Genomic DNA, 25081 nt, shown 5'->3' on the forward strand with positions numbered 1-25081 from the left:
ACAATGGCGGCAACCTCAGCGCCGGTCCCCGCGTACCCCGACGATCCGAGTCGCCGAGGCCACCGGCCCAACATCGCGAGCGCGGACGTACGACTCCCCGCGGTCAAGAGCTATGAGCAGGTCGATCGCGAGATCGCCGCAACGCTGCATCCGTCGTTAGGCTGGTTCGCGCTCCTGTGCGTTGCGATTCTGTGCATGCTCATCGGCGCCTCGACCTGGATGTACCAGATCTACGAGGGCCTCGGCGCCGCGGGCTACCAGCCCCCCGTGATGTGGGGCGTGTACATCGTCACCTTCGTCTTCTGGGTCGGTATCGGGCACGCCGGAACGCTGATCTCCGCGATTCTGTATCTGTTCCGCGCCGGATTCCGGACGAGCATCTATCGCGCGTCGGAAGCTATGACCGTGTTCGCCGTCATGACGGCTGGTCTGTTCCCGATTCTGCACCTCGGCCGCCCGTGGAAGTTCTTCTATCTCATTCCGTATCCGAACTGGCGGCTCATCTGGCCGAATCCAAAGAGTCCGCTCGTGTGGGACGTCTTCGCGATCCTCACGTACCTCACGATCTCGAGCACGTTTCTGTACATCGGGCTCATTCCAGACATCGCCGCGCTCCGCGACAAGGAAAGCAATCCGGTTCGGCGACAGATCTACGCGAACCTTGCACTCGGGTGGCGCAACTCGGATCGTGAGTGGCGGCATTTCGCTCGGGCGTATCTCTTCCTCGCCGCCCTCTCGACGCCGCTCGTGCTGTCGGTGCACTCCGTCGTGTCCTTCGACTTCGCGATGGCGCTCGCGCCCGGATGGCACGCGACGATCTTTCCGCCCTACTTCGTCGCCGGCGCCATCTTCTCGGGATTGGGCATGGTCTTCACGATCATCATCCCGATCCGGAAGTACTTCAAGCTGCAACATTACGTCACGCTCAACGATCTCGACGCCGCGGCGAAGATGTGTCTCTTCACGTCGATGGTCGTTGGCCTCGCGTATCTGACCGAGTTCCAGGTCGCGTGGATGAGCGGCAACACGTACGAACAGGACTACTTCTGGAACCGCGTGTTCGGTCAGTGGTCGTGGGCAGCGTGGATCATGCTGATCTGCAACTGCGTGCTGCCCCTGTCGCTCTTCTCGCAGAAGCTGCGACGGAACACGACATGGCTCTGGATGCTCTCGTTGACGATCAACCTCGGCATGTGGTTCGAGCGTTTTGTCATCGTGGTTCCGTCGCTCTCCCACGAATTCGAACCTTGGCAATGGGGCACGTACGCGCCGAGCTGGGTCGACTACTGCATTCTGCTCGGCAGCTTCGGCTGGTTCTTCATGTGGTTCCTGCTCTTCATCAAGCAGCTTCCCGTGATGGCGATCTCGGAGTTGAAGGAAGTGGTTCCGCCGAGAATGAAGCAGATGTTCGGCACGCATTCGCATCACCCCGACTTCGCCGCGCTGCCCAATCCGGTGCATAACGAGCCACCCGAGGGAGACGCATTCTGATGCGAGGCGTACTGGGTGCCTTTCACGAGCTGGACTCGGCGGTGCACGCAATCGAGGACTTGGGCAAGCACCGATTCAAGGAGATCACTGTTTACACGCCAACGCCGCGCCACGAATTCGAGCACGTGCTCGACAAGGGGCCGAGCGCGGTCCGGGTGTTCACGCTGATCTTCGGTCTCGCGGGTGTGACGTTCGGCTATTGGATCGCGGTATGGATCTCCGATTACTGGCCAATCGTTGTCGGGGGGAAGGCAATTGCCACGTGGGTCCCGTTCACCATTTTCGGTTTCGAGGTGATGGTCCTCATCGGCGGTCTGGCCACAGTCTACGCGATGTTCGGCTTGTCGGGGATGCCGCGCCTGACGACTACCGTCGGTTACGATCCGCGCTTCAGCGGCGGCGACTTCGGCGTCTGGGTCGAGACCAGCGCCGATCGCGCTGACGAGGCCATGGACGTGCTCCGTCGCCATGGTGCGCGGGAGGTGCGGAGTGAGCGATAACGCGGTGATGGGTTCCTGGTTGTTGGTGTTTGCTCGTTTCATTTCACCAATCATCAAACACCGGGCACCAACGACCGTTCTCGCGGCGGTCCTGCTGGGGGCCAGTGGTTGTTCCTGGTTCACCGACTTCAAGCAGCAGCCGAAGATCGATCCGTGGGAAAGCCTCGCCGACACGATACCGCCGCGCGGGAATCCGCAGACCTCCGTTCCAATGTACGGAACCGCGGCTCCGGGCTACGAGTATGGGCGAGCCCAGTTGCCTAACGTCATCGATTCGATGTCGTCGATCCCGAATCCGGTGGCGCCCGACGCGCGCTCGCTCCGCAACGGCCGCATCAACTTCCAGATCAACTGCGCCGTCTGCCACGGACCGCTCGCCCACGGCGACGGCCCGGCCACGAAGTACGGGATGGCGGGCATCAACCTCACCCTCGACGTCACGAGGAATCGGACCGACGGCTACATCTTCGGCATGATTCGCAACGGGCGCGGTCTGATGCCGACGTACAACCGCATCGAAGAGCCGGATCGGTGGGACATCGTGAATTATGTACGCTCGCTGCAAGGAAGGTTCGGCGCGGTGCCGGACACGACGCATGGTTTCCCTGGCGAGAATGGGACAACAGTGCCAGGACCTTCGATCTCGGCGCCGACGCGCCCCGCGCCGTACTACCACATGATATATCCGCAGGCGGGGACACAGCCTGGCGCGCCGGCGACCGCGGCTCCAGCGCCTAACGTCGCTCCAGGCGCTGCTACTCCGGCGACGCCGCGCGACACGATGCGTGCCGGGAGAGCTGCCGATTCAACGAGACGACGACCGTGACCCTGCATCCGCCTCGTGTTCCAACGCGTGAGGAAGTTCTCCTCGCGACGGGCAAGCCGATTCCGGCCGCGCTCAAGACGACCTTTCTCGTGGTCGCGATCATCGGCGCAATCGTCTTCATCGCCGGTGCGATCGTCAATCCCGACCGCGCGTGGAGCGCATTCCACGCCAATTGGCTCTTCTTCGCCGGACTCTCCCAGGCCGGAATCGTTTTCGTCGCCGTCCAGCGCATAACGACGGCCCGTTGGTCGCGGGCGGTAATTCGATTCATGGAGGGCTACGTCGCCTTCCTGCCGGTCGCGTTCGTCTTTCTGCTCCTCACGCTGTTCGTCGGCAAGAATCACGTCTTTCCATGGACGCACGAGGCGTATCCCGTTCCGGAGAAGGCGACGTACTTCAATCCGGCGTTCCTCTCCATTCGTGACATCGTCATCTTCGGTCTGATGACGGTGCTCGGCTGGTGGTACGTCTACATGTCGCTTCGACTCGATGTCGGTCGCGTGCCCGAGTGGGGCGCGCCCTGGGCGCGCGGCTGGCGCGCGCGCATGCGCGACGGCTACGGCGAAGAGCGTCGCGAGATCCACTCGACGCACTCGCTGCAGGGAAAGCTCGCCGTGTGGATGGTACTGCTCTTCGCATTTGGCTGGTCGGTGCTCTCGTGGGATCTCTCGATGGGACTCTCACTCCACTTCCAGAGCACGCTCTACAGCTGGTGGTTCTTCATGGGCGCCTGGCTGTGCGCGCTCTCACTCTTCGCCGTGCTCGTGCTCTGGTGGAATAACTTCCTCAACACGGCCGACGGATTGATCGAGGAGCGGCATTTTCACGATATCGGTAAGCTGATCTTCGCGTTCACGGCGTTCTGGGGATACCTGACCTTTGGTCAGTATCTCGTCATCTGGTACGGCAACGTGGGCGAAGAGACGTTCTTCATGCATCTCCGTCTCGTTCCGCCGTGGGTGTGGATCACGGTGACATCGGTCATTCTGGTCTTCGTTTTTCCGTTCTTCGGTTTCCTGTCGCGCGCCGCGAAGGTGTTCAGGCCGACCTTCCTGCTCTTCGCGTTATGCAGTCTCGTTGGCATGTGGATGATGCGGTACATCGAGGTATACCCCTCGAAGTACGGCACGACGCCGACGCATGCGCCCTTCGGATTCTGGGAAATCGGCGTGCTGCTGTTGTATGTCGGTCTCTGGGGTACCGTCTACTGCGCATTCATGGATGCATTCCCCCGCATGCGCGTGACGCTCATGACGTCGCCGTATCGCGACGAAGTGCAGGTCCCCGTGAATCCGGAGACGATGGAGCCGCTCCCCGCGCACGAGTGATCGTGGGTGGTGGTGCTTGGGGCGTGATTGGTGCTTGGTGGTTGGTGATTGGTATTTCGTAATCAGCTGCCAACGACGAGCAACCAGCTACCGACAACCAGCTACCGACAACCGGCCACCGATCACAGCGCTCCGTCGATCATCTTCGCGAGCATCGGCTTCGGGACGGCACCTGTGTGCCGTGCGACCTCGCGTCCGTCCTTGAAGACGATCGTCGTCGGAATGCCGCGAATATTGAAGCCCGCCGCAGTCTGCTGAGCACGGTCCGTGTCGAGCTTCGCGACGAGAGCACGCCCCTGGTAGCTCGCGGCCAAGTCGTCGACGTAAGGCGCCATGATCTTGCACGGGCCGCACCAGTCGGCATAGAAGTCGACGAGCACGGGAACCTCGGCGCCCTCGAGGGTGCGGGCAAAGGTCTCGTCGTTCAGCGGAAAGGGTCGATCGAGGAGCATCGGCCTGCCGCATTTGCCGCACTTGGGCCGGTCCGCCGCACGGGTGGCGTCGATGCGATTCCACGTCTCACAGAACTGGCAGCGCAGCGTCAGGTGCTTGGTGGGCGTGGCGGTCTCCGTGTCCGGCATGCGTTCCTCCGATGACGGTTACTATATTTGTGCAACGTAATCGAACGGAATTGGGGCGTTAGCTCAGCTGGGAGAGCGCCTGGTTTGCAACCAGGAGGTCACCGGTTCGATCCCGGTACGCTCCACTCGCAACAGAAAGGCCTCGTGTGTCATCTCCCGCGGTGAGCCGAGATCCAGAAGCGAGACGTGAGTAATGAGATCCGGCCTTTTTCGATGTGGCCTGCACCCATCTCACCCGATACGGCGAGCCCAGCTCCGAGCCGCGAGAAGGCAGCAACGAGCTGCGAGATTGAGCTGAGCCGCGAGCCATCTCACATCTGAAGCTCGATCTCGAAACTCGTCGCTGACCTCTCGTTGCTCGGAGCTGGGCTCGCCGTCGTGAGTGCGATGCCCGCAACGCCTCACGGAATAGGCCGGATCTCACCACTCACTTCTCGAGCCTCAAGCTCACGCGCTTTCCCGAAATTCTGTGATGAACCGAAGTGGCACTCCGGCGGCGGCTCGGGCTGTAATGGATGAACGGGGTGACATACAAATCGAGAATGACGTTTGGCACCCTCTCCGTGCCAGCGCTTAGGCGCCTCGCCACGGTGGTCGGGCTTTGTGCTCGAGATCACACCTATTTGTTGCGCTGTGATCGTTAGGCTGGGCACCGAGTTGGCACTAGCTCGCCCTCTGATCGCGCGGCGTTTGCGCGCGAGATGGCAGCGCGGTCAGCTCCGCCCAGGCTGCTCTCGCCTGTTGGTCGGCTTGCTTGAACTCCTCACAGAGCTGAGCGCCTTCCATTGTTGCCCGCTCTGCCGGCGTCAACGCGCACGGGTACGGGCGGCTTTCTCCCCACGCTAGCATCGCGCGATCGGCGAAATCCTCCATTCCCACAAAGCTGAGACGCTCTATCAGGGTTCGTTGTAGCGGTGTGAGACCGAGCATCGGGAATCAGTCCGTTGGTAAACGCTAATCTCCATTCATGGCCTGAACGGCCGACGCCTCACCTTCATTTCTCCATCCTATTCGAAAATCGCCGTGGATCAATGTGCTTCGCACGGGCTGCCGGGGTCGATTGTCTCCGGTCGAGCCCATCAGGGCGACCTTCGGCGGCACAGTACGTGCGCCCGAAGGACCAACTTCGCTCAGAGGAAATCATCATGACGCGAACGATCGTTCTCATCGCACTTCTCGCGCTTGCTGCCTGCGAGCAACCGGTGACTCCATTTCAGCCGCAGCGGCCAGCGGTCCCCGTCCTCTCGAACAACGACGACCAACTGATTCGACAGAACGTTAAGCTCGAGATCACCGGAACGATCGATTCTCCGTGTACCGGCGAAACGATCGCGTTCGACGGATCGAGCCATATCGTTTCGACCCTCGAGCAAGACGCCGACGGCGCGACACTGAACTACCACTTCAACACCCAGGGTGTGAGTGGCGTCGGTCTCGTGTCCGGGACGAAGTATCAGATTATCCAGGTCATGAACGAGGATGAGTCGGCCGTGTTCATTCCGTCAAATGGCTCGGGTGACGTGACTGTGCACGAACGCATCATCAGCAACGGAAGTCAGGACAACGTCCTCGCGGACATCGTTTACACCTTCACGTTCCCACCCTTCAACGCCACCTATCAGATCAGAAACGTCCGTTGCGAAGGCTGACTCACAGCTAGCGCTGGAAGACCATAGTCACGGCGCTGCCGACGCCTATGTCGCCGCTGAGCGTCAAAGTTCCGCTGGCGACACTGCCGATGAGCTGCGAACCATCCTGTGCGACGGTGAGCGTGATAGAACCGCCGCTGTTCGTGTAACTGCCGCTCGCAGGAGCGCTGCCCGTGAATACCTCGCTAGTAGTGAGGTCCGTGACGCGCGCCGACAGCAGACCAGTCCACGTGTTGTTTGCACCGAGGCTGATGTTCCCGCCCGTGAGCTCGTCCTTCTCCGAAGCATCCTGGAAGACCACCGCCGGCACTGCGCTGCCGTTCACCGTGCGCAGCGTGTAGTTGCCGGTAATATCGGCTTTGGGACCGGTGGAGTCGCCACCGCAGGCGGCGAGCATGACGAGAAGAGCCGTGCCGATGAGCCTGCGCATAAGGTGCCTCCGGGGCGAGTGGACGGGTGGGTAAGATGGCCCAGGAGAGAGCCTAACGCCAGTCGCTGTGCCGATGCCATAACGATCCGTTCATTGGCAAATCCCGCATCGGCCTCGTAAGGTTCCGGAAAACACGAACGTGGACGGCCTCGGGGGCTTATTTCGGGGAGTTGGCGCGCGGCGTCTGATGCGGCAGCCCGAGTAGTTCGTTTGCCGAGAGCGCGCGCCAGTCCGCCGGGTATTTCCATACGCGACGCAGCTCGTTGGCAGAGACGACGAGCAGACACGTTGCGCCGACGGTACCGAGGAACTCCCCGTTTACCTCGTGCACCCACCAGGTAACGCCGGCCTCGTCGCGAAAGATCTTCGCATCGCGTGAAGACGGTGGAGCGCTTTCGTTGGGTGATGGCGCGCGCGAGGCCCCCGAAGGCCGGATGGTGCCTTCGCTCTTCTCGCGGTCATCAAACGGAAAGTGCTCCAGCTCGGAATGAGACATCGGCCAGCAACCCGCGTCGGCTGTTGGAAGATTCGGTGCCGGCGGTAGCGAACGCGGGGACGCTAAGTCCTCGTGAGGCTTCCGTCAGCTAGGTGGGCGACTTGAAGATATCGCGTGTCATCATTCGGCTGCGTGCGCTGCCGCACACTCGCTGCAGGCAATAACTACCACCGCTCGTCACCCTGTCTCTCGTTAGGTGGAGCGATGACCGATACGCATGTCGCACTCGCCGAAATACTCGAGCCAGGCTCGTAAACGTCCGACGCTGCGTTCGTTAGTCGTGCTCGAGAGGCCGCGGGGGAGAGATCGGTTGGTCGCGCCCCGTCGGCGATCGGCGTGGCCAACCCTGGCGAGTGTCTGTGTCGTGCCGCAATTGCTCGGCGACGACGCGCACTTCCTCGAGTGCCTCACGAAGCGCCTTGGTCATCTCCGCCAGAGCTAGCTCGCGATGTGCGGGACTCGGGTCGCCTGCGAGATAATACAGGTTCGCGGCGCGAAGCTGCGCGTGGCGAAGCCAGTCTTCGATCATATCAGGCGTTACTCGCGGGAGGCTCTCCTCGCTGCCAAGATTCTCCTCTCTCACGCTCGCTGCATCTAGGGGTGGTAATGGCGATCGCGCGCATGAAGTTCACAGAGCGAGGTAGCACGTGTCGTGCTCGCGGCCTTGATCGGCGCCTGTTCTCGACCATTCTCTAACCGCGCGGTGACAGCGTTAGCTTTGTGATCTCGTTCTCGTCGTCACGACTTACCCGAGAGCTCTTCCATGGCCGCGATCTCCACATCGACGCACCCGGCGTCGCCAACCGTGGGCACACCTGCGCCCGACTTCACGCTTCCATCGACCTCCGGTGAGCGCGTGACACTCTCGCAACTTCGCGGCAAGCCCGTACTGATTGCGTTCTTTCCGCTCGCTTTCTCACCGACCTGCACGGCGGAGCTCTGTGAAATGCGTGACGACTGGAGCGAGTTCGAAAAGCGCGGCTTGGCCGTCCTGCCGATCAGCGTCGACTCGACTTACGCGCTCAAGGAGTACAAACAGAAGTACAGCATGAAGGTTGACCTGCTAAGCGACTTCAAACGTGAGGTTACGATCCGCTACGGCGTGCTCAACGAGGATCGGTTCTTTTCCAACCGCGCCTACTTCCTCGTCGATCGCGATGGTCTCGTCCGATGGGCACACGTCGAGGAGAATCCGAGCCATAAACGTACGAATCAGGAGATTCTTGCCGCGGTTGAACGCTTGATTTAGGAATTAGTTACCTCTGGGGGCGTTCGGTCATCTTGACCAAGAAGGCCATGGCTCTGCCCGCCTCGAATCCCCCCGATTCTGCCCCCCTCTCCTCGGCCTCGTCCGCAACCTGCGCGGCGCATTTCAGCCCCGACGTCGACAACGCCAGGGCTTGCTACGATTGCCGAGATCGCGACGACCCTCGCGACCGGTGAATCGATTGCTGCCGTAGCGCCCACCGTCCTTGGATCGGTGAACGCGCTGTTGAACGGTCAAGAGGTCGCCGTGTGGCTTGGCTCCCAGGACGAACGCAGCAACAACCAGAAGGTGCGGTTGCGCCGCGCGTGGGGAGTCGGAAGCGAGGGGGTCGAGACCGAGAATGTCGCCGCATTCCTCGCCGATGGCGCCGATTGGAGTCGTGGCTTCGCCGCGGTTCGCTTGCTGACCGGACATCGCGTGTTAGGCGCTCTAGTCCTCAGACGACACGAGCCCCTGACCTCCGATGAACGCGTTCTCTTTTACATCGTCGCCGACATGCTCGCTACGCCGCTACGCGCGGCCGAGTACGCCCGCCGCCTGGAAAGCGAAGTCGTGGAGCGGACGATGGAGATCGAGGAGCAGCGGCGATTCACTGCCAAGATCATCGATTCGCTTCCCGTCGGCCTGTACGTGATCGATCGCGAATATCGAATCCAGGCCTGGAACCGGAAGCGCGAAACGGGCATGCAGGGAGTCTCGCGGGAGGAAGCGATCGGGCGCACGATCTTCGAGATCCTCCATCGCCAGCCGGCGGACGTACTTCGTGGTGAGTTCGAGGACGTCCTCAGAACCGGTCGCATGCAGCAGTTTCAGATCGAGTCGAGTGCTTCCGGTGAGAAGCGCACGTATCGGATCACCAAGATTCCCATGCGCCTCGACGACACCGAGGTATCGCACGTCATCACGATCGGCGAAGACATCACGGAGTGGCGCGAGGCACAGGAAGGATTCGCGCAAGCGGAAAAGCTCGCCGCCATCGGGACACTCGCCGCGGGAGTCATGCACGAGATCAACAATCCACTCGCGACAATCGGCGCGTGCGCCGAGGCGCTGGCGGTGCACGTAACCGAAGAGGGAATGACTTCGGCGCGCCTCGCGACATCGCTTCCGGAGTCACTGCAACTCATCGAACACGAGGTGCAGCGGTGCAAAGGGATCGTCGAAGGTGTGCTCGACTTCAGTCGGCCGAAGAAATCGGTCCGTACCCTGTTCGACATCAATAGCGTGCTCGAAAAAACACTCTTTCTGCTCAAGCATCACTCGCGTTTCAAGAAGCTCACCGTCAAGCTCGAGATGCAAACGTCGCTGCCCTTCGTGTCAGCGAGCGAAGAGCAGCTCGTCCAGGTTGTCATGGCGCTCCTCATCAACGCCATGGATGCGATGCACGAGCGCGGCACGATCGTTTTGCGCACGCGCGCCGATGCCAAGCGCAATACAGTGCTCGCCGAAGTCATCGATCAAGGTGACGGAATTCGTAGCGCTGAGCTGTCGAAAATTTTCGAACCGTTTTACACGACCAAGCCGCCGGGCCGTGGCACTGGGCTCGGCCTCTCCATCTGTTACTCGCTGGTTGCCGAAAACTCCGGACGCATCGAGGTCGAAAGCGTCATCGGAAAGGGAAGTGTGTTTCGCATCGTGCTTCCCGCGGCAACTGCTCAACCTCTTCGCGCCGCCGTATGACACTCGCGACTCCGACCAGACCCATTGCTTCTCAAACGCCCGTACCGAAGCCGGCAATTCCGGAGCAAGGGCGTATTCGTGTCCTCGTCGCCGAAGACGAGGAGCATCTCGGCCAGATCCTAACGAGCTTTCTCGCTGGACGAGGCCATCAAGTGACCGCAGTCTTGGATGGTCGTGCGGCGCTCGAAGCGCTGCGCGCCGAGGCGTTCGACGTGGCGCTGCTCGACATCGTCATGCCGGAGCTGGATGGTCTCGAGGTGTTGCGTCAGGTCCGTGAAGAGCCGGACGCGCCGGAGATGATCATCATCACCGGCAACGGCACGATCGAGACTGCCATTACCGCGATGAAGCTTGGCGCCTACGACTACATGTCCAAGCCGTATCGAATGGCCGAGATCGACGTTCTCGTCCGGCGCGCCTGGGAAAAACGACAGTTGGCGAAAGAGAACCAGTATCTGCACGCAAAGCTGTCACGCGTCGACGCGGCGCCGGAGATCATCACGCAGTATGCGCCGATGCGCGCCGTGCTCTCGATGGTCGAGCGCGCCGCGCCGAGCGACACGCCCGTGCTGATCGTTGGTGAGTCGGGCACAGGGAAGGAGCTCGTCGCACGAGCGCTACATCGTCTCTCGCGCCGCGCCGGCCCGTTGGTCGACCTCAACTGCGCCACTCTCGCCGAGAACATGGTCGAGACGGAGCTCTTCGGTCACGAGCGCGGTGCCTTCAGCGGAGCGACAACGCGCAAGTCGGGGCTACTCGAGGTGGCGGCGAACGGCACGCTCTTCTTCGACGAGATCAGTGCGCTCACGAGCAAGATGCAGGCGAAGCTTCTGCGTGCACTCGAGCAGGGAAGCTTCTTCCGCGTCGGCGGCACGCAGAAAGTCGAGGTGAACGTGCGTCTCGTCACCGCAACGAACCGGGACCTCGAATCGGCCGTGCGCGACGGACAGTTCCGTGACGATTTGCTCTATCGCGTCAACACGATCACGATTGCGTTGCCGCCACTCCGTCAGCGTGCAGTCGACATTCCGCTGCTGGCCGAATACTTCCTCTCTCGCTTCGGCGCGGTGGATGCGTCGGCGCTCGCACCGGAGGCACTCGCGCTGCTGCAGGAATACCAATGGCCAGGGAACATTCGCGAGTTGCGCAACGTGATCGAGCGCGCGGTGCTGCTCGCGCGCGGCCGTGTGATACGCGCGCAGGACCTGCCCTTGAATCTCGCCGCGGCGCCGGGATCGCCCGCATCGATGGTGGGCGGCCAGCTCACGCTCGAGGAGTTGGAGCGCCGTCACATCGAGTCCGTCCTTCTGCAGACGAAGTGGCATCAGGGGAAGGCGGCCGAGGTGCTCGGCATCTCATCGAAGACGCTGTACCGCAAAATTCGCGAGTACCAGTTCCGACGGCCGAAGCGCCACTAGCGCGTTGAGCGTCGAGTGTTGAGCGTGTAGCGTGTTGTGGAATCGCGCGGTAAGCTTCGCTTACCGCGCCTTCCTTTTCCCGAGTCACGAGCCCACGCGCCTCGCATGCGGATTCTCGTCATCGAAGACGACCCAACGGTCGGACAGTACGTGAAGCGTGGGCTCGAGGAGCAACGGTATGCGGTGGATCTCGTTGCCGATGGCGACGAGGGAGAGCGACGAGCCAGCTCGGAGGCGTACGATCTCGTCATCCTCGACATGCGCCTGCCGAAAAAGCCTGGGCTCGAGGTGCTCAACAGTTTGCGCGCGAAGGGATTCGAGAAGCCCGTGTTGGTGCTGACGGCGCAGGACGCCGTCGACGCAAAGGTGGCGACGCTGCGCGCGGGTGCGGACGATTACGTCACGAAGCCGTTTGCGTTCGAGGAGCTCCTCGCGCGCGTGGAGGCGCTCTCGCGCCGTCCGCAGGCGATCGCGCCTCACAAGTTGAGCGTCGGGGATCTCGAGCTCGACCAGAGTACGCGCGAGGTGCGCCGGAACGGTGAGCTGATCGAGTTGACGCCGAAGGAATACACGGTGCTCGAGTACCTGATGCGTCACAGCAGCCGTGTCATGAGCCGGACGCTGATCACCGAGTATGCGTGGGGATATCATTTCGATCCGGGCACGAACATCGTCGACGTCGTGATCAACCATCTTCGCAAGAAGATCGACGCGAAACACGGACACAAGATGATCACGACCGTTCGCGGTGTCGGCTACATGATCAAGGACAGTTGATGGTGCTTGGGCGATGGCATCGACACGAACGCGCCTAACGGTCAGCTACCTCGTCGTGCTCACGGCGACGCTCATCGCGTTCGCCGTGGCGTTGTACGTGGCGCGTGGCGCGGAGGCGGATCAGGACCTGCTCGAGCAGGCGGCAGCGCTCGCCGATGACGTGCTCGCGACGATTCGGAACGCGCAGCTCGGCGGACAGCGCCTCGCGCCACAAGAGATGGGCGAGCAGCTCGACCGCCATCCGGGTTACTTCGTCGTGCTCGATAGTGTGGGCCGTCTGCTGTACTCCTCGAATGCTGTTCGCCTGCTCGCGGCGGAGGATCAGCAGGACCTCTACACCCTGGCATTTCAGCTGCGCCCCGGTGGCTCGGCGGCGCGCCTGGCGCTCACGGCCGACTCGCTCATCAAAGGGCGGCTGATGCTCGTTGCCCGGCGCGATCCGAGCGTCGGCGGGAACATTTCGCGAGTCGTCGGTGGGCTGCCGACCGACCTGGCGAATGTCGCGCCGCATCTGCTGCTCGGGACGCTGCTCGCGCTCGCGCCGGTGATCCTCATCATTTCGTTAGGCGTGGCGTACTTCGTCGCCGGACATGCATTCCGGCCCGTGGATGAGCTGATCAACGAAGTCGAGGCGATTACCGACGGTCGGAGTCTGCATCGCCGACTTCCAGTGGCGACGAGCGGCGACGAGCTCGCGCGCCTCTCGGCGACACTGAACGCCATGATCGCGCGGCTCGAGAGCTCGTTCACCGCGTTGCGGCGATTCACCGCGGATGCGAGCCACGAGCTCAAGACACCGCTCACCGTGCTGCGCGCGGACGTGGAGCGCGCGATGCATCCGGTCACTTCGCCGGCCGACCGCATGGTCGCGCTCGAGGAGGCGCTCCAGGAAACGGCGCGGATGGCCGACCTCGTTGAGAGTTTGCTCACGCTTGCGCGCGCCGACGAGGGGCGCTACGATCTGCATCGGGAGCCCGTGCGGCTCGAGCCGCTCGTCCGCGACGTGTTCGAGACCGCGGCGATTCTCGGCGAGGAGGCGGGCCTGACGATCGAACTGCTCGCCTGCGAGGACGCGACGGTGCTCGGCGACCCCGATCGACTCCGCCAGCTCTTTCTCAATCTCGTGACGAACGCGATCAAGTACACGCCGCGCGGCGGTCACGTCGAGTTTTCGCTGACGCGTCGTCCACACGACGAGGTCGCGCTCAACGTGCGCGACACCGGCATCGGGATCTCGGCGTCCGACCTACCGCATGTGTTCGAGCGATTCTGGCGTGCCGATCGCGTTCGCTCGCGGCGTGTGGCGAGCGACGATAGTTCATGGGCCCTCGACCGTGGCGGATTTGGGCTCGGTCTCTCGATTGCGCAGTGGATCGTGCAGGCACATGGTGGCACGCTCACGGTGCAGTCGCGATTGGGACGCGGCAGTATGTTCTCCGTCGTTCTTCCGACGGCGCCGATGCCCGTTGACGACGCCATTCAGCGCGCGGAGCCGGCAACATCAACCGCCTCACGTGCTTCCGGCGGGAAAGGTGATTCTAACAGCGACTTCACCGATTCTTAATGAAGCGGTCATTCCGCTGTTAATACGCGAAAATAGCTTTGACGACGAATAGTTCGCCCGGTCACACGCACCCGAACTAGGTCGCAAAGGACATGTTCGATAACCTCATCGAATCGAAGGCAAAGAAGCAGAAGCGGGCCGGCGGCGTGATTTTCAGCGCTGTCCTGCACGTAGTCCTCATCACTGCCGCGGTCTACGGAACGCTGCAGGCGAAGGACGCAATTGAAAAACCGAAAGCGGAGAAGGTCGAGTTCGTCGAGATGAAGAAGAAGGACGAGCCGCCACCGCCGAAGGAGGAGCCGAAGCCGCCGCCGCCGGACGTCGTTATGAAGGCGCCGCCGCCGAAGGGCTTCCAGGTGCTCACCGCACCAATCAAGATCCCCGATGTCTTGCCCGACATCGACCTCTCGAAGCATGTCACCAATGAAGATGACTTCTCGGGTAAGGGCGTCGCGGGTGGTATCGCCAAGGGCGTCGTCGGCGGAACGCCGCAGCCCGTGAGCGATCAGCCGTACTTCGAGTTCCAGGTCGAGAAGCAGGTCGCTGCGTTGCCGGACAATCCGCGGCCGCGCTATCCCGACATGCTCCGGTCGGCCAACGTCGAGGGCGAGGTGCTCGCTCAGTTCGTCGTCGACACCACCGGTCGCGCGGAGATGAACACCTTCAAGGTGCTCAAGACCAGCCACGATCTCTTCACGAATTCCGTGAGGTCCGCGCTCGCCAACATGCGCTTTTATCCGGCGGAAGTCGGCGGCCGGAAAGTGAAACAGCTCGTCCAAATGCCTTTCGTCTTCGGTCTCAACAAGTAAATCACCTTTCGGAGCGCACCATGGATCTCTCGCTTATCGATCTCTGGCACCAAATGGGGCTGTTCGCCAAGTTCATCTGCTTTGTCATGGCAGTCATGTCGATCTACTCGCTGACAGTCATGGTCTCCAAGTGGTGGGGCCTGCGAAAGGCTCAGAAGGAAACGATCAAGTTCGCGCCGGAGTTCTCGCAGTTCCTCGAGGAGGACAACCTCACCGAAGCGATTCGCCTCGCTGAGAGTTACAAGCGGTCGCATGTCGCGCTCGTGCTCGGCGGCGCGCTGCAGGAAGTGAAGCCTCTCATTCAGGACGGGTCGGTCACCGTCGCGGACATCAACTCGGCGGAGCGCGCGGTCGAGCGCAACATGCTGCTCGAGATCACGAATCTGAAGCGCGGCCTGGCCGTTCTCGCGACGGTCGGTGCGACGGCGCCGTTCGTCGGTCTTCTCGGCACGACGATGGGTATCGTGAACGCGTTCACCGGAATGGCCGCGACTGGATCGGGCGGTCTCGCCGCGATCGGTGGTGGCATCGCCGAAGCCCTTATCACGACGGCGTTCGGTTTACTCGTCGCGATCCCGGCCGTGTGGGCGTATAACTATTTCACGACCAAGATCGACAATCTCACCGCCGAGATGACGTACGTCTCCAAAGAGATGATCGACTATTTGATCAAGGGCGTCTCGGGCGAGTTCGGCCGCAGTCGCTTCACGCGTGAGTTCAACGCCTCCGGCGGAGCCGGTGGCCCGATCGCCCAGTAAGCGACATTCCCTCAGGAGGAATTCCGATGGCAATGTCGTCTAGTAGTGGCAGCGGGAGTGTCGCCTCGTCACCTAACGTGACGCCGATGATCGACGTGATGCTCGTGCTCCTGATCATCTTCATGGTCGTCACTCCGGCGCTACTCGCCGGATTCAATGCCGATCCACCGAAGGCGGTCAACCTGAAGGACCATCCAGAAGATGCCAACCTCGATCAGGTGTTGGGCATCGACCGCGATGGGAACTATTACCTGAACAAGAAGCGCATTCGCACCGAGGACGTGGGTCCGATGCTGAAGCGGATCTATGATGCCCGCACGGAGGACAAGATTCTTTACCTCAAGGCGGACAAGCAGCTCGATTATTCCAAGGTGCTCGATGCGCTGGACCTCGCCGCCAAGAACGGAGTGCGCGTTACGGGCATGATCTCGGAGCAGAAGCCGGGAACGATCTCGACAGTCGTCGGCGACACGAAGGCGACGGCGCCAGTCGGCAAAGCACCGCCGGCGGGAGGGAAACCGTAATGGCTATGTCGTCAGGCGGTAGTGGCGGAGGCCTCAGCAACGACATCAACGTCACGCCAATGATCGACGTTCTGCTCGTGCTGCTGATCATCTTCATGGCGGCGCTGCCGTCGATGCGGAAAGCGATCGACATTCAGCTTCCGGATCCCACGCCGAGCGTGCAGCCGAACAACTCGAAGTCCGACCAGATCGTACTCGAAGTCAAACCTGGTGGTCAGTTCTCGATCAACACCCGGGATGTAGTGGGCACGGACAATCTGAAGCGCCAGCTCAAGGAGATTTACGATCCCCGTCCCGAAAAGATCATCTTCGTGAAGGGTGATCCCAAGGTGAAGTATGCCGACGTCATCGAGGCGATGGACATCGCACGCGGTGCCGGGGTGAAGGTCATCGGAGTTCCGCCGAAGGACATTCCAGGCGATACGAAGCCAGCAGGGAAGTAGCCTCGAAGGACAAGTAGCAAAAAACGATACGGCGGGCGAACCTTTAAGGAGCGCCCGTCGTATAATTTTTGGGGTATTGAAGGGCACAGCCTCTGCCCATCCGCATCGTATGAGCGCATCGCCACGTCCATCTGACATGCAGCCGACGACCTCACCGAGCTCGTCGTTCACGCGGCGCCGAGAGCTTCCGGCGCTGGCGTTGCCGCGCGCGCGCGAGGATCGACGGGCGGGGGCTCTTCTGTCGCTGCTGTTGCACGTCGCGATCGTTATGCTACTGATCACTCCGTTCGCGGTACATCACGAGATCGTCGAGCGCGATCAGGGGGCCGGTGGTCCGGGCCCTGCGGGTGGCGGTGGTGGCGGGCACGGCGGCACGGGTGGCGTCGCGGACCAGAGTGAGCGACTGCGATTCATACAGGTCGCACCGCAGCCGGCGAATCTGGCGCCGCAGACGCCGCCCGAGCCCGTCGTGCCGCCGCCGCCGCCGGTGCCACCGCCAGAGCCAGTGAAGGTCGAACTGACACCTACGCCCCCCGTCGAAGCAAAGCTCGACGTCCCAGCGCCGGCGAAGCTTCCGGATGTTGCCGCTACGACAGGCGTGGGGGGCGGCAGTGGCCATGACGGAACGAATGGGAGTGGCCCTGGTAGTGGCGGCGGCGTAGGAAGCGGCATCGGCACTGGTCGAGGGGCCGGTATTGGCCCCGGCACCGGCGGCGGCAGCCAGGTCAATTATCCGCCTCAGCCTATCGAATTCTTCCTTCCTCCGCTGCCGGCGCCGGATAAGGTGCGCGGCTTTCACCTCGTCGCGGAGTTCGACGTCGACGAGACGGGGCGTGTCCGCTCCTTCGACTTCACGCCGACGAAGGACGGCGGCTACAACAAGAAGATCGAGGAAGTGCTGCGTTCTGTGCGCTTCCGCCCCGGCACTCGACCCGACGGCACTCCGGTTCGAATGAAGGCGCAGCTCGGCTACGAGTTCTGAGTCGCGCGCTTCGCTCGCGACCTCAGAACTCATCGCCGATCGCGCTCGCTCGCTGGCGCTCGCGACAAGTCTTATTTGGAGTCGCGCGCGCAGCTGCGCGCGCTCCCGACTTTCGCGCACGTCTGACGTGTCGATGGACTGGGTAGGCGTACGGAGTGGGGAGTGAGCGCGCAGCGCGAACGACTTCAAATAAGACTTCGAGCGAGCGTCAGCGAGCGAGGTTGCTACTAGCACGCGAGCTTTGCTCGCGTGCCAGTAGCGCCGCGCCACGAATTGCACGATTTTTCACCGGCTTCCGGCAAACCATCCCGTCGGCAGCTTGATGATCGCGATTTCGTGCAATCACCAGGAGCCGAATGACGAGCGTGGCCGCCCCCAAGACCGGCGCGGGGTCGTCGAGTCCGACGCAGCAAGCCAATCCGGAATTCATCAAGGCGATGACCCTGACCGACGCGACGATGCTCGTCGCGGGCTCGATGATCGGTTCGGGAATTTTCATCGTCTCCGCGAGCATGTCGCGGACGCTCGGCTCTCCCTTCTGGTTGCTGCTCGCGTGGATCGTGACCGGTGTCGTCACGCTGCTCGGAGCGCTCTCGTATGGCGAGCTGGCGGCGATGTTTCCTCGAGCGGGCGGCCAGTACGTGTTTCTTCGCGAGTCCATGGGTCCACTGATGGGATTTCTCTACGGATGGACCCTTTTTCTCGTCATTCAGACTGGAACGATCGCCGCCGTCGCGGTGGCATTCGGGCGGTTTCTCGGCGTGCTCTGGCCCACGATCTCGCCGAATCGTTATGCATGGTTCCCCCAGGCGGATGTCTGTTCGAGGTGGCTCGGGTGCACCGACTCCGCGAACGCCATTCAGCTCGGCCTAACGCCACAACGGTTGGTTGCACTCGTGAGCATCGCGGTGCTGACGTGGATCAACCTGCGTGGCGTCCGCGAGGGGAAGATCGTGCAGACGACGCTCACGATCGTGAAGACCGGCGCGCTCGCCATGCTCATTCTCATCGGCATCACTGTCGGTAGGAACGCGACGGCGCTCGCCGCGAATTTTTCGAACGGTCACTTCTTCGGCACCGTGGACGTCTCGGGCGCATTTGTCATCGCGTTCGGTGCCGCACTCGTCGGCTCGTTGTTCTCGAGCGACGCGTGGAACAACGTGACCTTCGCTGCCGCCGAGGTGCAGAACCCGAAGCGAAACTTGCCGCTGGCCCTCGTGTTGGGCACCGGGCTCGTGACGCTGCTCTATGTTCTCGCGAATGTCGGATATCTCAACGTCCTCCCGATGGCCGGCGATCCACAGGGCGCGACGGCGATCGCACGCGGCATCGCGAGCGCGACGCAGGATCGCGTGGCCACGGCGGCGCTCGAGGTCGTGTTTGGCGCCGCGGGGGCGACGATCATGGCCATCGCGATTCTGATCTCGACCTTCGGTTGCAACAACGGGCTCATTCTCGCCGGAGCGCGTGTGTACTACGCGATGGCGCGCGACGGGCTGTTCTTCCGTCGGGTGGGGACCCTGAACGCGCGACGGGTGCCAGCTGCCGGCCTGATCGTGCAGTCGATCTGGACGGCCCTGCTCTGCCTAACGGGGAGCTATGGTCAACTGCTCAATTATGTGATTTTCGCGGCGCTCGTGTTCTATGCGCTGACGACGATCGGTCTGTTCATTCTGCGGGCGAAGCGTCCCGATATGGAGCGACCTTATCGGGCCTTTGGCTATCCCGTGCTCCCCGCCGTGTACATCGCGTTGACGACGCTCGTCATGCTGCTCATCGTTCTCTCGCCGTCGACGCGGCAGGACGCCTTCTTGGGTCTGGTGCTCGTACTCATCGGTATTCCAGTATTCTTCCTCTGGCGCCGGATCGAACCATCGTCTCCCGGTGCCGCCTCACGAGTGTGAGGCTCGGGCTCGCGCCCTTCGATCTCCCCTCGATCATACGACCGTTCAGCTCTTCAGGAGAAAGCGTAATGATGCCTTCGTTGGTGACCACGCTGCGTAGACGACTTCCGCTAGCGCTCACGTTCGTGCTCGGAGCGCTGGCGACGCCGCTCGCCACGCCGCTCTTCGCCCAGGCGCCGGCCTCGCCGCCGTCTAGCGGGGGAGAAGCGAACCTCATCATTCCCGATCTGACGCAAGTGAGCTTTCTCGGCATCAACGGCCACAAGCTGCTGCTGTCGGGACTCGTCGTCTGCGCACTCGGCCTCTTGTTCGGTCTAACGATTTACAATCGCCTCAAGAACATGGCCGTGCACAAGTCGATGCTGGACATCTCCGAGCTGATTTACGAAACGTGCAAGACGTATCTGCAGAATCAGGGAAAATTCATCCTCCTGCTGTGGGTGTTCATCGGTTTGATTGCGGCCGTGTACTTCGGTATGCTTGCGCCGACGACCGACGCGTCAGGCGCTGAAGTACATGGATATCCGCCGCTCAAGGTGGCGGTCATCCTGCTGTTCAGTCTCATCGGCATCGCTGGTAGTTACGGCGTTGCTTGGTTCGGCATCCGCGTGAATACGTTCGCAAACTCGCGGACGGCATTCGCGAGTCTCCGCGGTAAGCCGTATCCGTGCTATCAGATTCCACTCTCGGCGGGAATGAGCATTGGCATGTTGCTCATCTCGGTCGAGCTCGTGCTGATGCTTTTTATTCTGCTCTTTATTCCGCGGGATTATGCGGGTCCGTGTTTCATTGGATTCGCAATCGGTGAGTCGCTCGGCGCAGCCGCCCTCCGAGTCGCGGGCGGTATTTTCACGAAGATCGCGGACATCGGTTCGGACCTGATGAAGATCGTCTTCCGCATCAAGGAGGACGACGCACGCAACCCCGGCGTGATCGCGGATTGCACGGGCGACAACGCGGGCGATTCGGTGGGTCCGAGCGCCGACGGTTTCGAGACGTACGGCGTCACGGGCGTCGCGCTCATCACCTTCATCCTGCTCGCGGTGTCCAGCGCGACGGTGCAGGTGCAGCTCCTGGTGTGGATCTTCGTGATGCGCATCGTGATGATCATCGCGTCCGGTATTTCATATCTTCTGAACGAAGCGATCGCCAAAGCGCGCTATGCGACCGCTGACCGGATGAACTTCGAATCGCCGCTCACGGTCCTCGTGTGGCTCACGTCGATCGTATCGGTCATTCTCACCTACATCGCCTCGTACGTGTTCATCAAGGACCTCGGCGACGGCAGCTTGTGGTGGAAGCTTTCGACAGTCATTACCTGCGGCACGCTCGCCGGTGCGATCATTCCCGAATTCGTAAAGGTCTTTACGTCCGTTGACTCGCGACACACACGCGAAGTGGTGACCTCTTCGCGCGAGGGCGGGGCATCGTTGAATATTCTTTCCGGGCTCGTGGCGGGAAACTTCAGTGCGTTCTGGCTCGGCATCGTCATGGTCGCGCTGATGGGGATCGCGTTCGGCGTGAGCACGCTCGGCGTCGGTTCGCTGATGATTGCCCCGGCGGTGTTCGCATTCGGCCTCGTCGCGTTCGGCTTCCTCGGTATGGGTCCGGTGACGATTGCCGTCGACTCGTACGGGCCGGTGACGGACAATGCCCAGTCGGTGTACGAGCTGTCGCTCATCGAAGAAGTGCCTAACATAAAGGCTGAGCTCCAGCGTGATTACGGCTTCACCGTCGACTTCGAGCGCGCGAAGCACTTCCTCGAGGAGAACGACGGAGCGGGGAACACGTTCAAGGCGACAGCGAAGCCGGTGCTCATCGGAACGGCGGTCGTTGGTGCGACGACGATGATCTTCTCGATCATCGTGGCACTCACGCAGGGCCTGCGTCCCGAGCTCATCGCCAACCTGTCGCTCTTGCATCCGCCGTTCCTGCTCGGACTCATCACGGGCGGCGCGGTGATTTACTGGTTCACCGGTGCATCGATGCAGGCGGTGACGACGGGCGCGTATCGCGCCGTCGAGTTCATCAAGGCCAACATTCGACTGGAAGGCGTAACAAGAGCCTCCGTCGAAGACTCGAAGAAAGTGGTGGCGATCTGTACGAAATACGCGCAGCTCGGAATGTTCAACATCTTCTTGACGGTGTTCTTCTTCACGCTCGCGTTCGCGTTCGTCGAGCCATACTTCTTCATCGGTTACCTCGTCTCCATCGCGCTATTCGGGTTGTTCCAGGCGGTGTTCATGGCGAATGCTGGTGGTGCGTGGGACAACGCGAAGAAAATTGTCGAGGTCGAGCTGAAGGGGAAGGGCACGGAGCTGCATGCAGCTACGGTCGTGGGTGATACGGTTGGCGATCCGTTCAAGGACACCTCCTCGGTCGCGATGAACCCGATCATCAAGTTCACCACGCTGTTCGGTCTTCTCACGGTCGAGCTGGCGGTGTCGGTGGCGAATTCGCGCGGCACGCAGTTCACCTTCGTCCTCGCGGGAATTTTCTTCCTTCTCGCGTTGGTGTTCGTGTATCGCTCGTTCTACAGCATGCGCATCGAATCCGAGAGGCCGGCGGACCTGCCGACGGGCGCGCCCGAGCGGGTGCCTGCGCGCTGAAGCCAGTTTGTCATCCTGAGCGCAGCGAAGGATCTGGGTCCTTGCGTCGAAGCAAGTCACAGGGCAAGGACGCTAGATCCTTCGTCGCTTCGCTCCTCAGCATGACACAACTCTAGAACTATCCTTCATGCCTTCACTCTTCTCGCGAAAGCCTATTTCGGAGCTGCTGGTCGAAGGTGAGCACCCCAACGCGCTGAAGCGTGCGTTGGGCGCCGGCGATCTGATCATGCTGGCGATCGGCGCGGTGATCGGCGCGGGGATCTTTGGCGCGATTGGTACCGCGGCCGCGGGGCAAACCGACGCGGCGGGCCACATCATTCGTACGGGCGCCGGACCGGCGCTTGTTCTTTCTTTCTTGCTCCTCGGCTTCGCCTGCGCGCTCGCTGGCCTCTGTTACGCCGAGCTGGCGTCGATGATCCCACAGGCGGGTAGCGCGTACGCGTACGCGTATGCGACGTTAGGCGAGATCGTCGCCTGGATCATCGGCTGGGATCTGATCCTCGAGTATGCCGTCGGCAACGTCGCCGTCGCGATCTCGTGGGGAGATTACTTCAAGACGCTCACGGGAGGGCTCTTCGGGGCACCGCTCTGGCTCACGACGGGCTATCGCACGGCACTGCTCAGCTCCGATCCTGCGATTCACGGTCTGCTACAGACCGCGCCGCATCTCGCTGGTGTTGCGATCCTCATCAATGTGCCGGCGGCCATCATCGTCTTGCTGGTCACCTGGCTGCTGATGATGGGTGTCCGCGAGAGCGCGCGGGCGAACAACATCATGGTCGCGGTGAAGCTCGTCGTCCTTGCGCTCTTCGTCGTTGTCGGGTTCATGCACATCGATCCGAAGAACTATCATCCCTTCGCGCCTAACGGCTGGACGGGGATTCATCAGGGCGCGGCGATCGTCTTCTTTGCCTACATCGGCTTCGACGCCATATCGACGGCGGCTGAGGAAACGAAGAATCCTCAGCGAAACATGCCGCTTGGGATTCTTGGCGGGCTGGCGATCTGTACGATTATCTACATCATCATCGGCGCCGTGCTCACGGGTATGGCGCCATCTAGCCAGCTGGGCGTCGCCGATCCGCTCGCGCGCGCGCTGCAGATCGCCGGGCTCGATCGCCTGAGCCGCCTGCTCTCGCTCGGTGCCGTCGTCTCGATGACCGCCGTCTTGCTTGTCTTTCAGTACGGCCAGCCGCGCATTTTTTTCGCCATGGCACGGGACGGACTGCTCCCGAAGTGGGCCGCGAAAGTCAGTGGCAAGCATCGCGTTCCACACATAACGACCCTCCTTACCGGATTGTTCGTTGCCGCGTGGTCGCTCATTGGCGATGCCGGCGAGACATATGATCTGACGAACATCGGAACGTTGTTCGCGTTCGTGCTCGTCTGCATCGGTGTGCTTGTGCTTCGCCATACGGACCCGGATCGTGAACGACCATTCCGGGTACCGATGGTCTGGCCGGTGACGATCGTCGGCGCCGCGTTGTGTGTGTATGTGATGCGGGGCCTGCCTCCTCAGGCATGGGAGCGATTCGGGTGGTGGCTGGCGATCGGGCTCGTGCTGTACTTTAGCTTTGGTTTCCGCAACTCAACCCTGCGGCGCAGCATGCGCCCTGAGCTCCCCGACCTCTCCTCGACGCGACCACGCGAGCGAGTGCCATGACTTATAGCGCAGCACCTGCCGACACGGCGAACGGCTCGGCCGCTCCGCGACGCGGACTCCGACGCGTATCGCTGACGCAGTGGATCCTGGTCTCGATGGTCGTCGGGATCCTTCTGGGTTGGCTCTTTCCCGAGAGCGCACGCGACGCGCATCACGGCTGGGCGGCGACGGATCTGAACGTCCTGTCGACGGTGTTCCTGCGCATGATCAAGTCGTTGATCGTGCCGCTGCTGTTCGGAACGCTCGTCGTCGGCATCGCCGGGCATGGCGACGACATGAGACGCGTCGGCAAGCTTGCTCTGCGCTCGATCATCTATTTCGAGGTCGTGACGACGCTCGCCCTGGCGGTTGGGCTGATCGTCGTGAATGTCCTGAAGCCGGGTCGCGGCGTGGACCTCGGTGCGGCATCGGCGGCCGAAGGTACACAACTCGCCGCGACGCACACGACGTTGAGCGGTGTGCTCGAGCATACCGTGCCGCAGAGCTTCTTCGACGCGGCGACGCGCAACGAAGTGCTGCAGATCGTCTTTTTCTCGATCCTCTTCGCCGTGGCGCTGTCGCAGGTGAAGCAGGAGCGTGCGAAGACGTTCATGTTGAGCGCGTGCGAAAGTCTCTCCGAGGTGATGTTCAAGTTCACGGGCATCGTGATGAAGTTCGCGCCGATCGGCATCGGCGCCGCAATTGCCGTGACGATCTCGAAGAGCGGCCTCGGTGTATTGCGGAATCTCGGGATTCTGGTGCTCGCGCTCTACGGCGCGCTGATCGCCTTCGTCGTCTTCGTGCTCGTGCCGGTAATGATTATTGCGCGGGTCCCGGTGCGCCGATTCCTGCGCGCGGTGCGTGAGCCGTGGCTCATCGCGTTCACGACGGCGTCGTCGGAGGCGGCGCTGCCACTGGCGATGGAGAAGATGGAGGCGTTAGGCGTCCCCCGCCGTATCGTCGCCTTCGTGTTGCCGACGGGCTATTCGTTCAATCTCGATGGCAGTACGCTCTATCTCGCGCTCGCGTCGGTCTTCGCGGCGCAGGCAGCCGGGATCGACATGCCAATCTCGACGCAGCTCGTGATGATGCTGACGCTGATGCTCTCGAGTAAGGGAGTCGCCGCAGTACCGCGTGCGGCGTTGGTCATCCTCTCCGGGGCGCTCACGCAATTCAATCTGCCGCTTCAGGCGGTCGCGGTGATTCTCGGTGTCGATGCGCTGATGGACATGGCGCGCACATCGATCAATCTGTTCGGCAACTGCCTTGCGACGGTCGTGATGGCACGGTGGGATGGTGAATTCGATCGTCCTGCTGCATCGACGCCGGTCGCGGACGCGCTTGCGGGGCGGCGGCTCGAGGCGCCCGCGGTCGAGACACCGGTTGCCTAACGGTCGTCCTTG

24 protein-coding genes and 1 tRNA gene are annotated in these 25081 nt (G+C 62.0%); 21 read left to right on the top strand and 4 right to left on the bottom strand.

All coding sequences use genetic code 11. The annotated features are described in order from the left end of the window. Nucleotides 1-3 precede the first annotated feature (3 nt). From nrfD to VGH98_17240, 4 genes are read left to right on the top strand one after another with little or no spacing between them, the layout of a single operon-like run. A complete protein-coding gene (nrfD, locus tag VGH98_17225; protein ID HEY2377719.1) occupies nt 4-1491 on the top strand; it encodes an NrfD/PsrC family molybdoenzyme membrane anchor subunit in 1488 nt (495 codons plus the stop codon). Then, nucleotides 1491-1991 (top strand): DUF3341 domain-containing protein, encoded by a 501-nt coding sequence (locus tag VGH98_17230; GenBank protein ID HEY2377720.1) that lies wholly within the window; start codon nt 1491-1493, stop codon nt 1989-1991. The genes nrfD and VGH98_17230 overlap by 1 nt, the downstream gene beginning before the upstream one ends. Next, nucleotides 1981-2817 (top strand): cytochrome c, encoded by an 837-nt coding sequence (locus VGH98_17235; protein HEY2377721.1) that lies wholly within the window; start codon nt 1981-1983, stop codon nt 2815-2817. Before VGH98_17230 ends, VGH98_17235 begins: the two co-directional genes overlap by 11 nt. Beyond that, nucleotides 2814-4145: a hypothetical protein gene (locus tag VGH98_17240; GenBank protein ID HEY2377722.1), complete on the top strand. Its 1332-nt coding sequence runs from the start codon at nt 2814-2816 to the stop codon at nt 4143-4145. The genes VGH98_17235 and VGH98_17240 overlap by 4 nt, the downstream gene beginning before the upstream one ends. Before the next feature lie 122 nt (nt 4146-4267). Here the strand turns inward: VGH98_17240 and trxA are convergent, their stop codons facing one another. Next, nucleotides 4268-4726: a thioredoxin gene (gene trxA / locus VGH98_17245; GenBank protein HEY2377723.1), complete on the bottom strand. Its 459-nt coding sequence runs from the start codon at nt 4724-4726 to the stop codon at nt 4268-4270. 52 nt (nt 4727-4778) lie between these two features. Between trxA and VGH98_17250 the strand changes: the two genes are divergently transcribed. Both VGH98_17250 and VGH98_17255 read left to right on the top strand, forming a co-directional pair. After that, nucleotides 4779-4851: transfer RNA gene (locus VGH98_17250), tRNA-Ala, on the top strand. A 1020-nt stretch (nt 4852-5871) separates the two neighbouring features. Further along, nucleotides 5872-6375, top strand: a complete 504-nt coding sequence (locus tag VGH98_17255; protein HEY2377724.1) for a hypothetical protein — start codon at nt 5872-5874, stop codon at nt 6373-6375. A gap of 7 nt (nt 6376-6382) precedes the next feature. On the opposite strand, the gene VGH98_17260 is transcribed toward VGH98_17255, so the two are convergent. Both VGH98_17260 and VGH98_17265 read right to left on the bottom strand, forming a co-directional pair. Then, a complete protein-coding gene (locus VGH98_17260) occupies nt 6383-6805 on the bottom strand; it encodes a hypothetical protein (GenBank protein ID HEY2377725.1) in 423 nt (140 codons plus the stop codon). A 157-nt stretch (nt 6806-6962) separates the two neighbouring features. Beyond that, complete coding sequence (locus VGH98_17265) at nt 6963-7301, bottom strand: hypothetical protein (protein ID HEY2377726.1); 339 nt, start codon at nt 7299-7301, stop codon at nt 6963-6965. A gap of 114 nt (nt 7302-7415) precedes the next feature. Between VGH98_17265 and VGH98_17270 the strand changes: the two genes are divergently transcribed. Then, the gene (locus tag VGH98_17270) at nt 7416-7556 is read left to right on the top strand and encodes a hypothetical protein (protein HEY2377727.1); all 141 of its coding nucleotides are present in this window, start codon (nt 7416-7418) and stop codon (nt 7554-7556) included. A gap of 19 nt (nt 7557-7575) precedes the next feature. Here VGH98_17270 and VGH98_17275 read toward each other — a convergent pair whose 3' ends face one another. Beyond that, the gene (locus VGH98_17275) at nt 7576-7830 is read right to left on the bottom strand and encodes a hypothetical protein (GenBank protein HEY2377728.1); all 255 of its coding nucleotides are present in this window, start codon (nt 7828-7830) and stop codon (nt 7576-7578) included. 234 nt (nt 7831-8064) lie between these two features. Between VGH98_17275 and VGH98_17280 the strand changes: the two genes are divergently transcribed. The 14 genes from VGH98_17280 to VGH98_17345 all read left to right on the top strand — a co-directional run bounded on the left by VGH98_17280 (nt 8065) and on the right by VGH98_17345 (nt 25069). Beyond that, nucleotides 8065-8550: a redoxin domain-containing protein gene (locus VGH98_17280; protein ID HEY2377729.1), complete on the top strand. Its 486-nt coding sequence runs from the start codon at nt 8065-8067 to the stop codon at nt 8548-8550. A gap of 231 nt (nt 8551-8781) precedes the next feature. Continuing rightward, a complete protein-coding gene (locus VGH98_17285; protein HEY2377730.1) occupies nt 8782-10248 on the top strand; it encodes an ATP-binding protein in 1467 nt (488 codons plus the stop codon). After that, nucleotides 10245-11666: a sigma-54 dependent transcriptional regulator gene (locus VGH98_17290; protein ID HEY2377731.1), complete on the top strand. Its 1422-nt coding sequence runs from the start codon at nt 10245-10247 to the stop codon at nt 11664-11666. Before VGH98_17285 ends, VGH98_17290 begins: the two co-directional genes overlap by 4 nt. Before the next feature lie 105 nt (nt 11667-11771). After that, nucleotides 11772-12443, top strand: a complete 672-nt coding sequence (locus tag VGH98_17295; GenBank protein HEY2377732.1) for a response regulator transcription factor — start codon at nt 11772-11774, stop codon at nt 12441-12443. A gap of 13 nt (nt 12444-12456) precedes the next feature. Next, nucleotides 12457-14007 (top strand): HAMP domain-containing sensor histidine kinase, encoded by a 1551-nt coding sequence (locus tag VGH98_17300; GenBank protein ID HEY2377733.1) that lies wholly within the window; start codon nt 12457-12459, stop codon nt 14005-14007. A 92-nt stretch (nt 14008-14099) separates the two neighbouring features. Continuing rightward, complete coding sequence (locus VGH98_17305) at nt 14100-14816, top strand: TonB family protein (GenBank protein ID HEY2377734.1); 717 nt, start codon at nt 14100-14102, stop codon at nt 14814-14816. A 20-nt stretch (nt 14817-14836) separates the two neighbouring features. Beyond that, nucleotides 14837-15574, top strand: coding sequence for a MotA/TolQ/ExbB proton channel family protein (locus VGH98_17310; protein ID HEY2377735.1), 738 nt, complete (start codon nt 14837-14839; stop codon nt 15572-15574). Nucleotides 15575-15600: 26 nt separating this feature from the next. Then, nucleotides 15601-16098 (top strand): biopolymer transporter ExbD, encoded by a 498-nt coding sequence (locus VGH98_17315; protein HEY2377736.1) that lies wholly within the window; start codon nt 15601-15603, stop codon nt 16096-16098. Further along, entirely contained in the window at nt 16098-16541 is a 444-nt protein-coding gene (locus VGH98_17320) for a biopolymer transporter ExbD (protein ID HEY2377737.1), read from the top strand. Before VGH98_17315 ends, VGH98_17320 begins: the two co-directional genes overlap by 1 nt. A gap of 136 nt (nt 16542-16677) precedes the next feature. Next, on the top strand, nt 16678-17523 hold the full coding sequence (locus VGH98_17325; GenBank protein ID HEY2377738.1) for a hypothetical protein: 846 nt from the start codon (nt 16678-16680) through the stop codon (nt 17521-17523). A 356-nt stretch (nt 17524-17879) separates the two neighbouring features. Continuing rightward, nucleotides 17880-19427: an amino acid permease gene (locus VGH98_17330; protein HEY2377739.1), complete on the top strand. Its 1548-nt coding sequence runs from the start codon at nt 17880-17882 to the stop codon at nt 19425-19427. A 68-nt stretch (nt 19428-19495) separates the two neighbouring features. Further along, nucleotides 19496-22036: a sodium-translocating pyrophosphatase gene (locus tag VGH98_17335; protein ID HEY2377740.1), complete on the top strand. Its 2541-nt coding sequence runs from the start codon at nt 19496-19498 to the stop codon at nt 22034-22036. Between the two features lie 127 nt (nt 22037-22163). Beyond that, a complete protein-coding gene (locus tag VGH98_17340) occupies nt 22164-23699 on the top strand; it encodes an amino acid permease (protein HEY2377741.1) in 1536 nt (511 codons plus the stop codon). Continuing rightward, complete coding sequence (locus VGH98_17345) at nt 23696-25069, top strand: dicarboxylate/amino acid:cation symporter (protein ID HEY2377742.1); 1374 nt, start codon at nt 23696-23698, stop codon at nt 25067-25069. Before VGH98_17340 ends, VGH98_17345 begins: the two co-directional genes overlap by 4 nt. Nucleotides 25070-25081: the final 12 nt, after the last annotated feature.

The organism is Gemmatimonadaceae bacterium (assembly GCA_036496605.1).
Lineage (GTDB): Bacteria > Gemmatimonadota > Gemmatimonadetes > Gemmatimonadales > Gemmatimonadaceae > AG2.

Excerpts from the sequence above, each read along its gene's own strand:
- VGH98_17330 (HEY2377739.1), top strand. The coding sequence starts at position 17,880 with ATGACGAGCGTGGCCGCCCCCAAGACCGGCGCGGGGTCGTCGAGTCCG.
- VGH98_17275 (HEY2377728.1), bottom strand. The coding sequence starts at position 7,830 with ATGATCGAAGACTGGCTTCGCCACGCGCAGCTTCGCGCCGCGAACCTG.
- VGH98_17230 (HEY2377720.1), top strand. The coding sequence starts at position 1,491 with ATGCGAGGCGTACTGGGTGCCTTTCACGAGCTGGACTCGGCGGTGCAC.
- VGH98_17305 (HEY2377734.1), top strand. The coding sequence starts at position 14,100 with ATGTTCGATAACCTCATCGAATCGAAGGCAAAGAAGCAGAAGCGGGCC.
- VGH98_17255 (HEY2377724.1), top strand. The coding sequence starts at position 5,872 with ATGACGCGAACGATCGTTCTCATCGCACTTCTCGCGCTTGCTGCCTGC.
- VGH98_17295 (HEY2377732.1), top strand. The coding sequence starts at position 11,772 with ATGCGGATTCTCGTCATCGAAGACGACCCAACGGTCGGACAGTACGTG.
- VGH98_17345 (HEY2377742.1), top strand. The coding sequence starts at position 23,696 with ATGACTTATAGCGCAGCACCTGCCGACACGGCGAACGGCTCGGCCGCT.
- VGH98_17310 (HEY2377735.1), top strand. The coding sequence starts at position 14,837 with ATGGATCTCTCGCTTATCGATCTCTGGCACCAAATGGGGCTGTTCGCC.
- nrfD (HEY2377719.1), top strand. The coding sequence starts at position 4 with ATGGCGGCAACCTCAGCGCCGGTCCCCGCGTACCCCGACGATCCGAGT.
- VGH98_17320 (HEY2377737.1), top strand. The coding sequence starts at position 16,098 with ATGGCTATGTCGTCAGGCGGTAGTGGCGGAGGCCTCAGCAACGACATC.
- trxA (HEY2377723.1), bottom strand. The coding sequence starts at position 4,726 with ATGCCGGACACGGAGACCGCCACGCCCACCAAGCACCTGACGCTGCGC.
- VGH98_17340 (HEY2377741.1), top strand. The coding sequence starts at position 22,164 with ATGCCTTCACTCTTCTCGCGAAAGCCTATTTCGGAGCTGCTGGTCGAA.
- VGH98_17315 (HEY2377736.1), top strand. The coding sequence starts at position 15,601 with ATGGCAATGTCGTCTAGTAGTGGCAGCGGGAGTGTCGCCTCGTCACCT.
- VGH98_17265 (HEY2377726.1), bottom strand. The coding sequence starts at position 7,301 with ATGTCTCATTCCGAGCTGGAGCACTTTCCGTTTGATGACCGCGAGAAG.
- VGH98_17280 (HEY2377729.1), top strand. The coding sequence starts at position 8,065 with ATGGCCGCGATCTCCACATCGACGCACCCGGCGTCGCCAACCGTGGGC.
- VGH98_17335 (HEY2377740.1), top strand. The coding sequence starts at position 19,496 with ATGATGCCTTCGTTGGTGACCACGCTGCGTAGACGACTTCCGCTAGCG.
- VGH98_17290 (HEY2377731.1), top strand. The coding sequence starts at position 10,245 with ATGACACTCGCGACTCCGACCAGACCCATTGCTTCTCAAACGCCCGTA.
- VGH98_17325 (HEY2377738.1), top strand. The coding sequence starts at position 16,678 with ATGCAGCCGACGACCTCACCGAGCTCGTCGTTCACGCGGCGCCGAGAG.
- VGH98_17260 (HEY2377725.1), bottom strand. The coding sequence starts at position 6,805 with ATGCGCAGGCTCATCGGCACGGCTCTTCTCGTCATGCTCGCCGCCTGC.
- VGH98_17300 (HEY2377733.1), top strand. The coding sequence starts at position 12,457 with ATGGCATCGACACGAACGCGCCTAACGGTCAGCTACCTCGTCGTGCTC.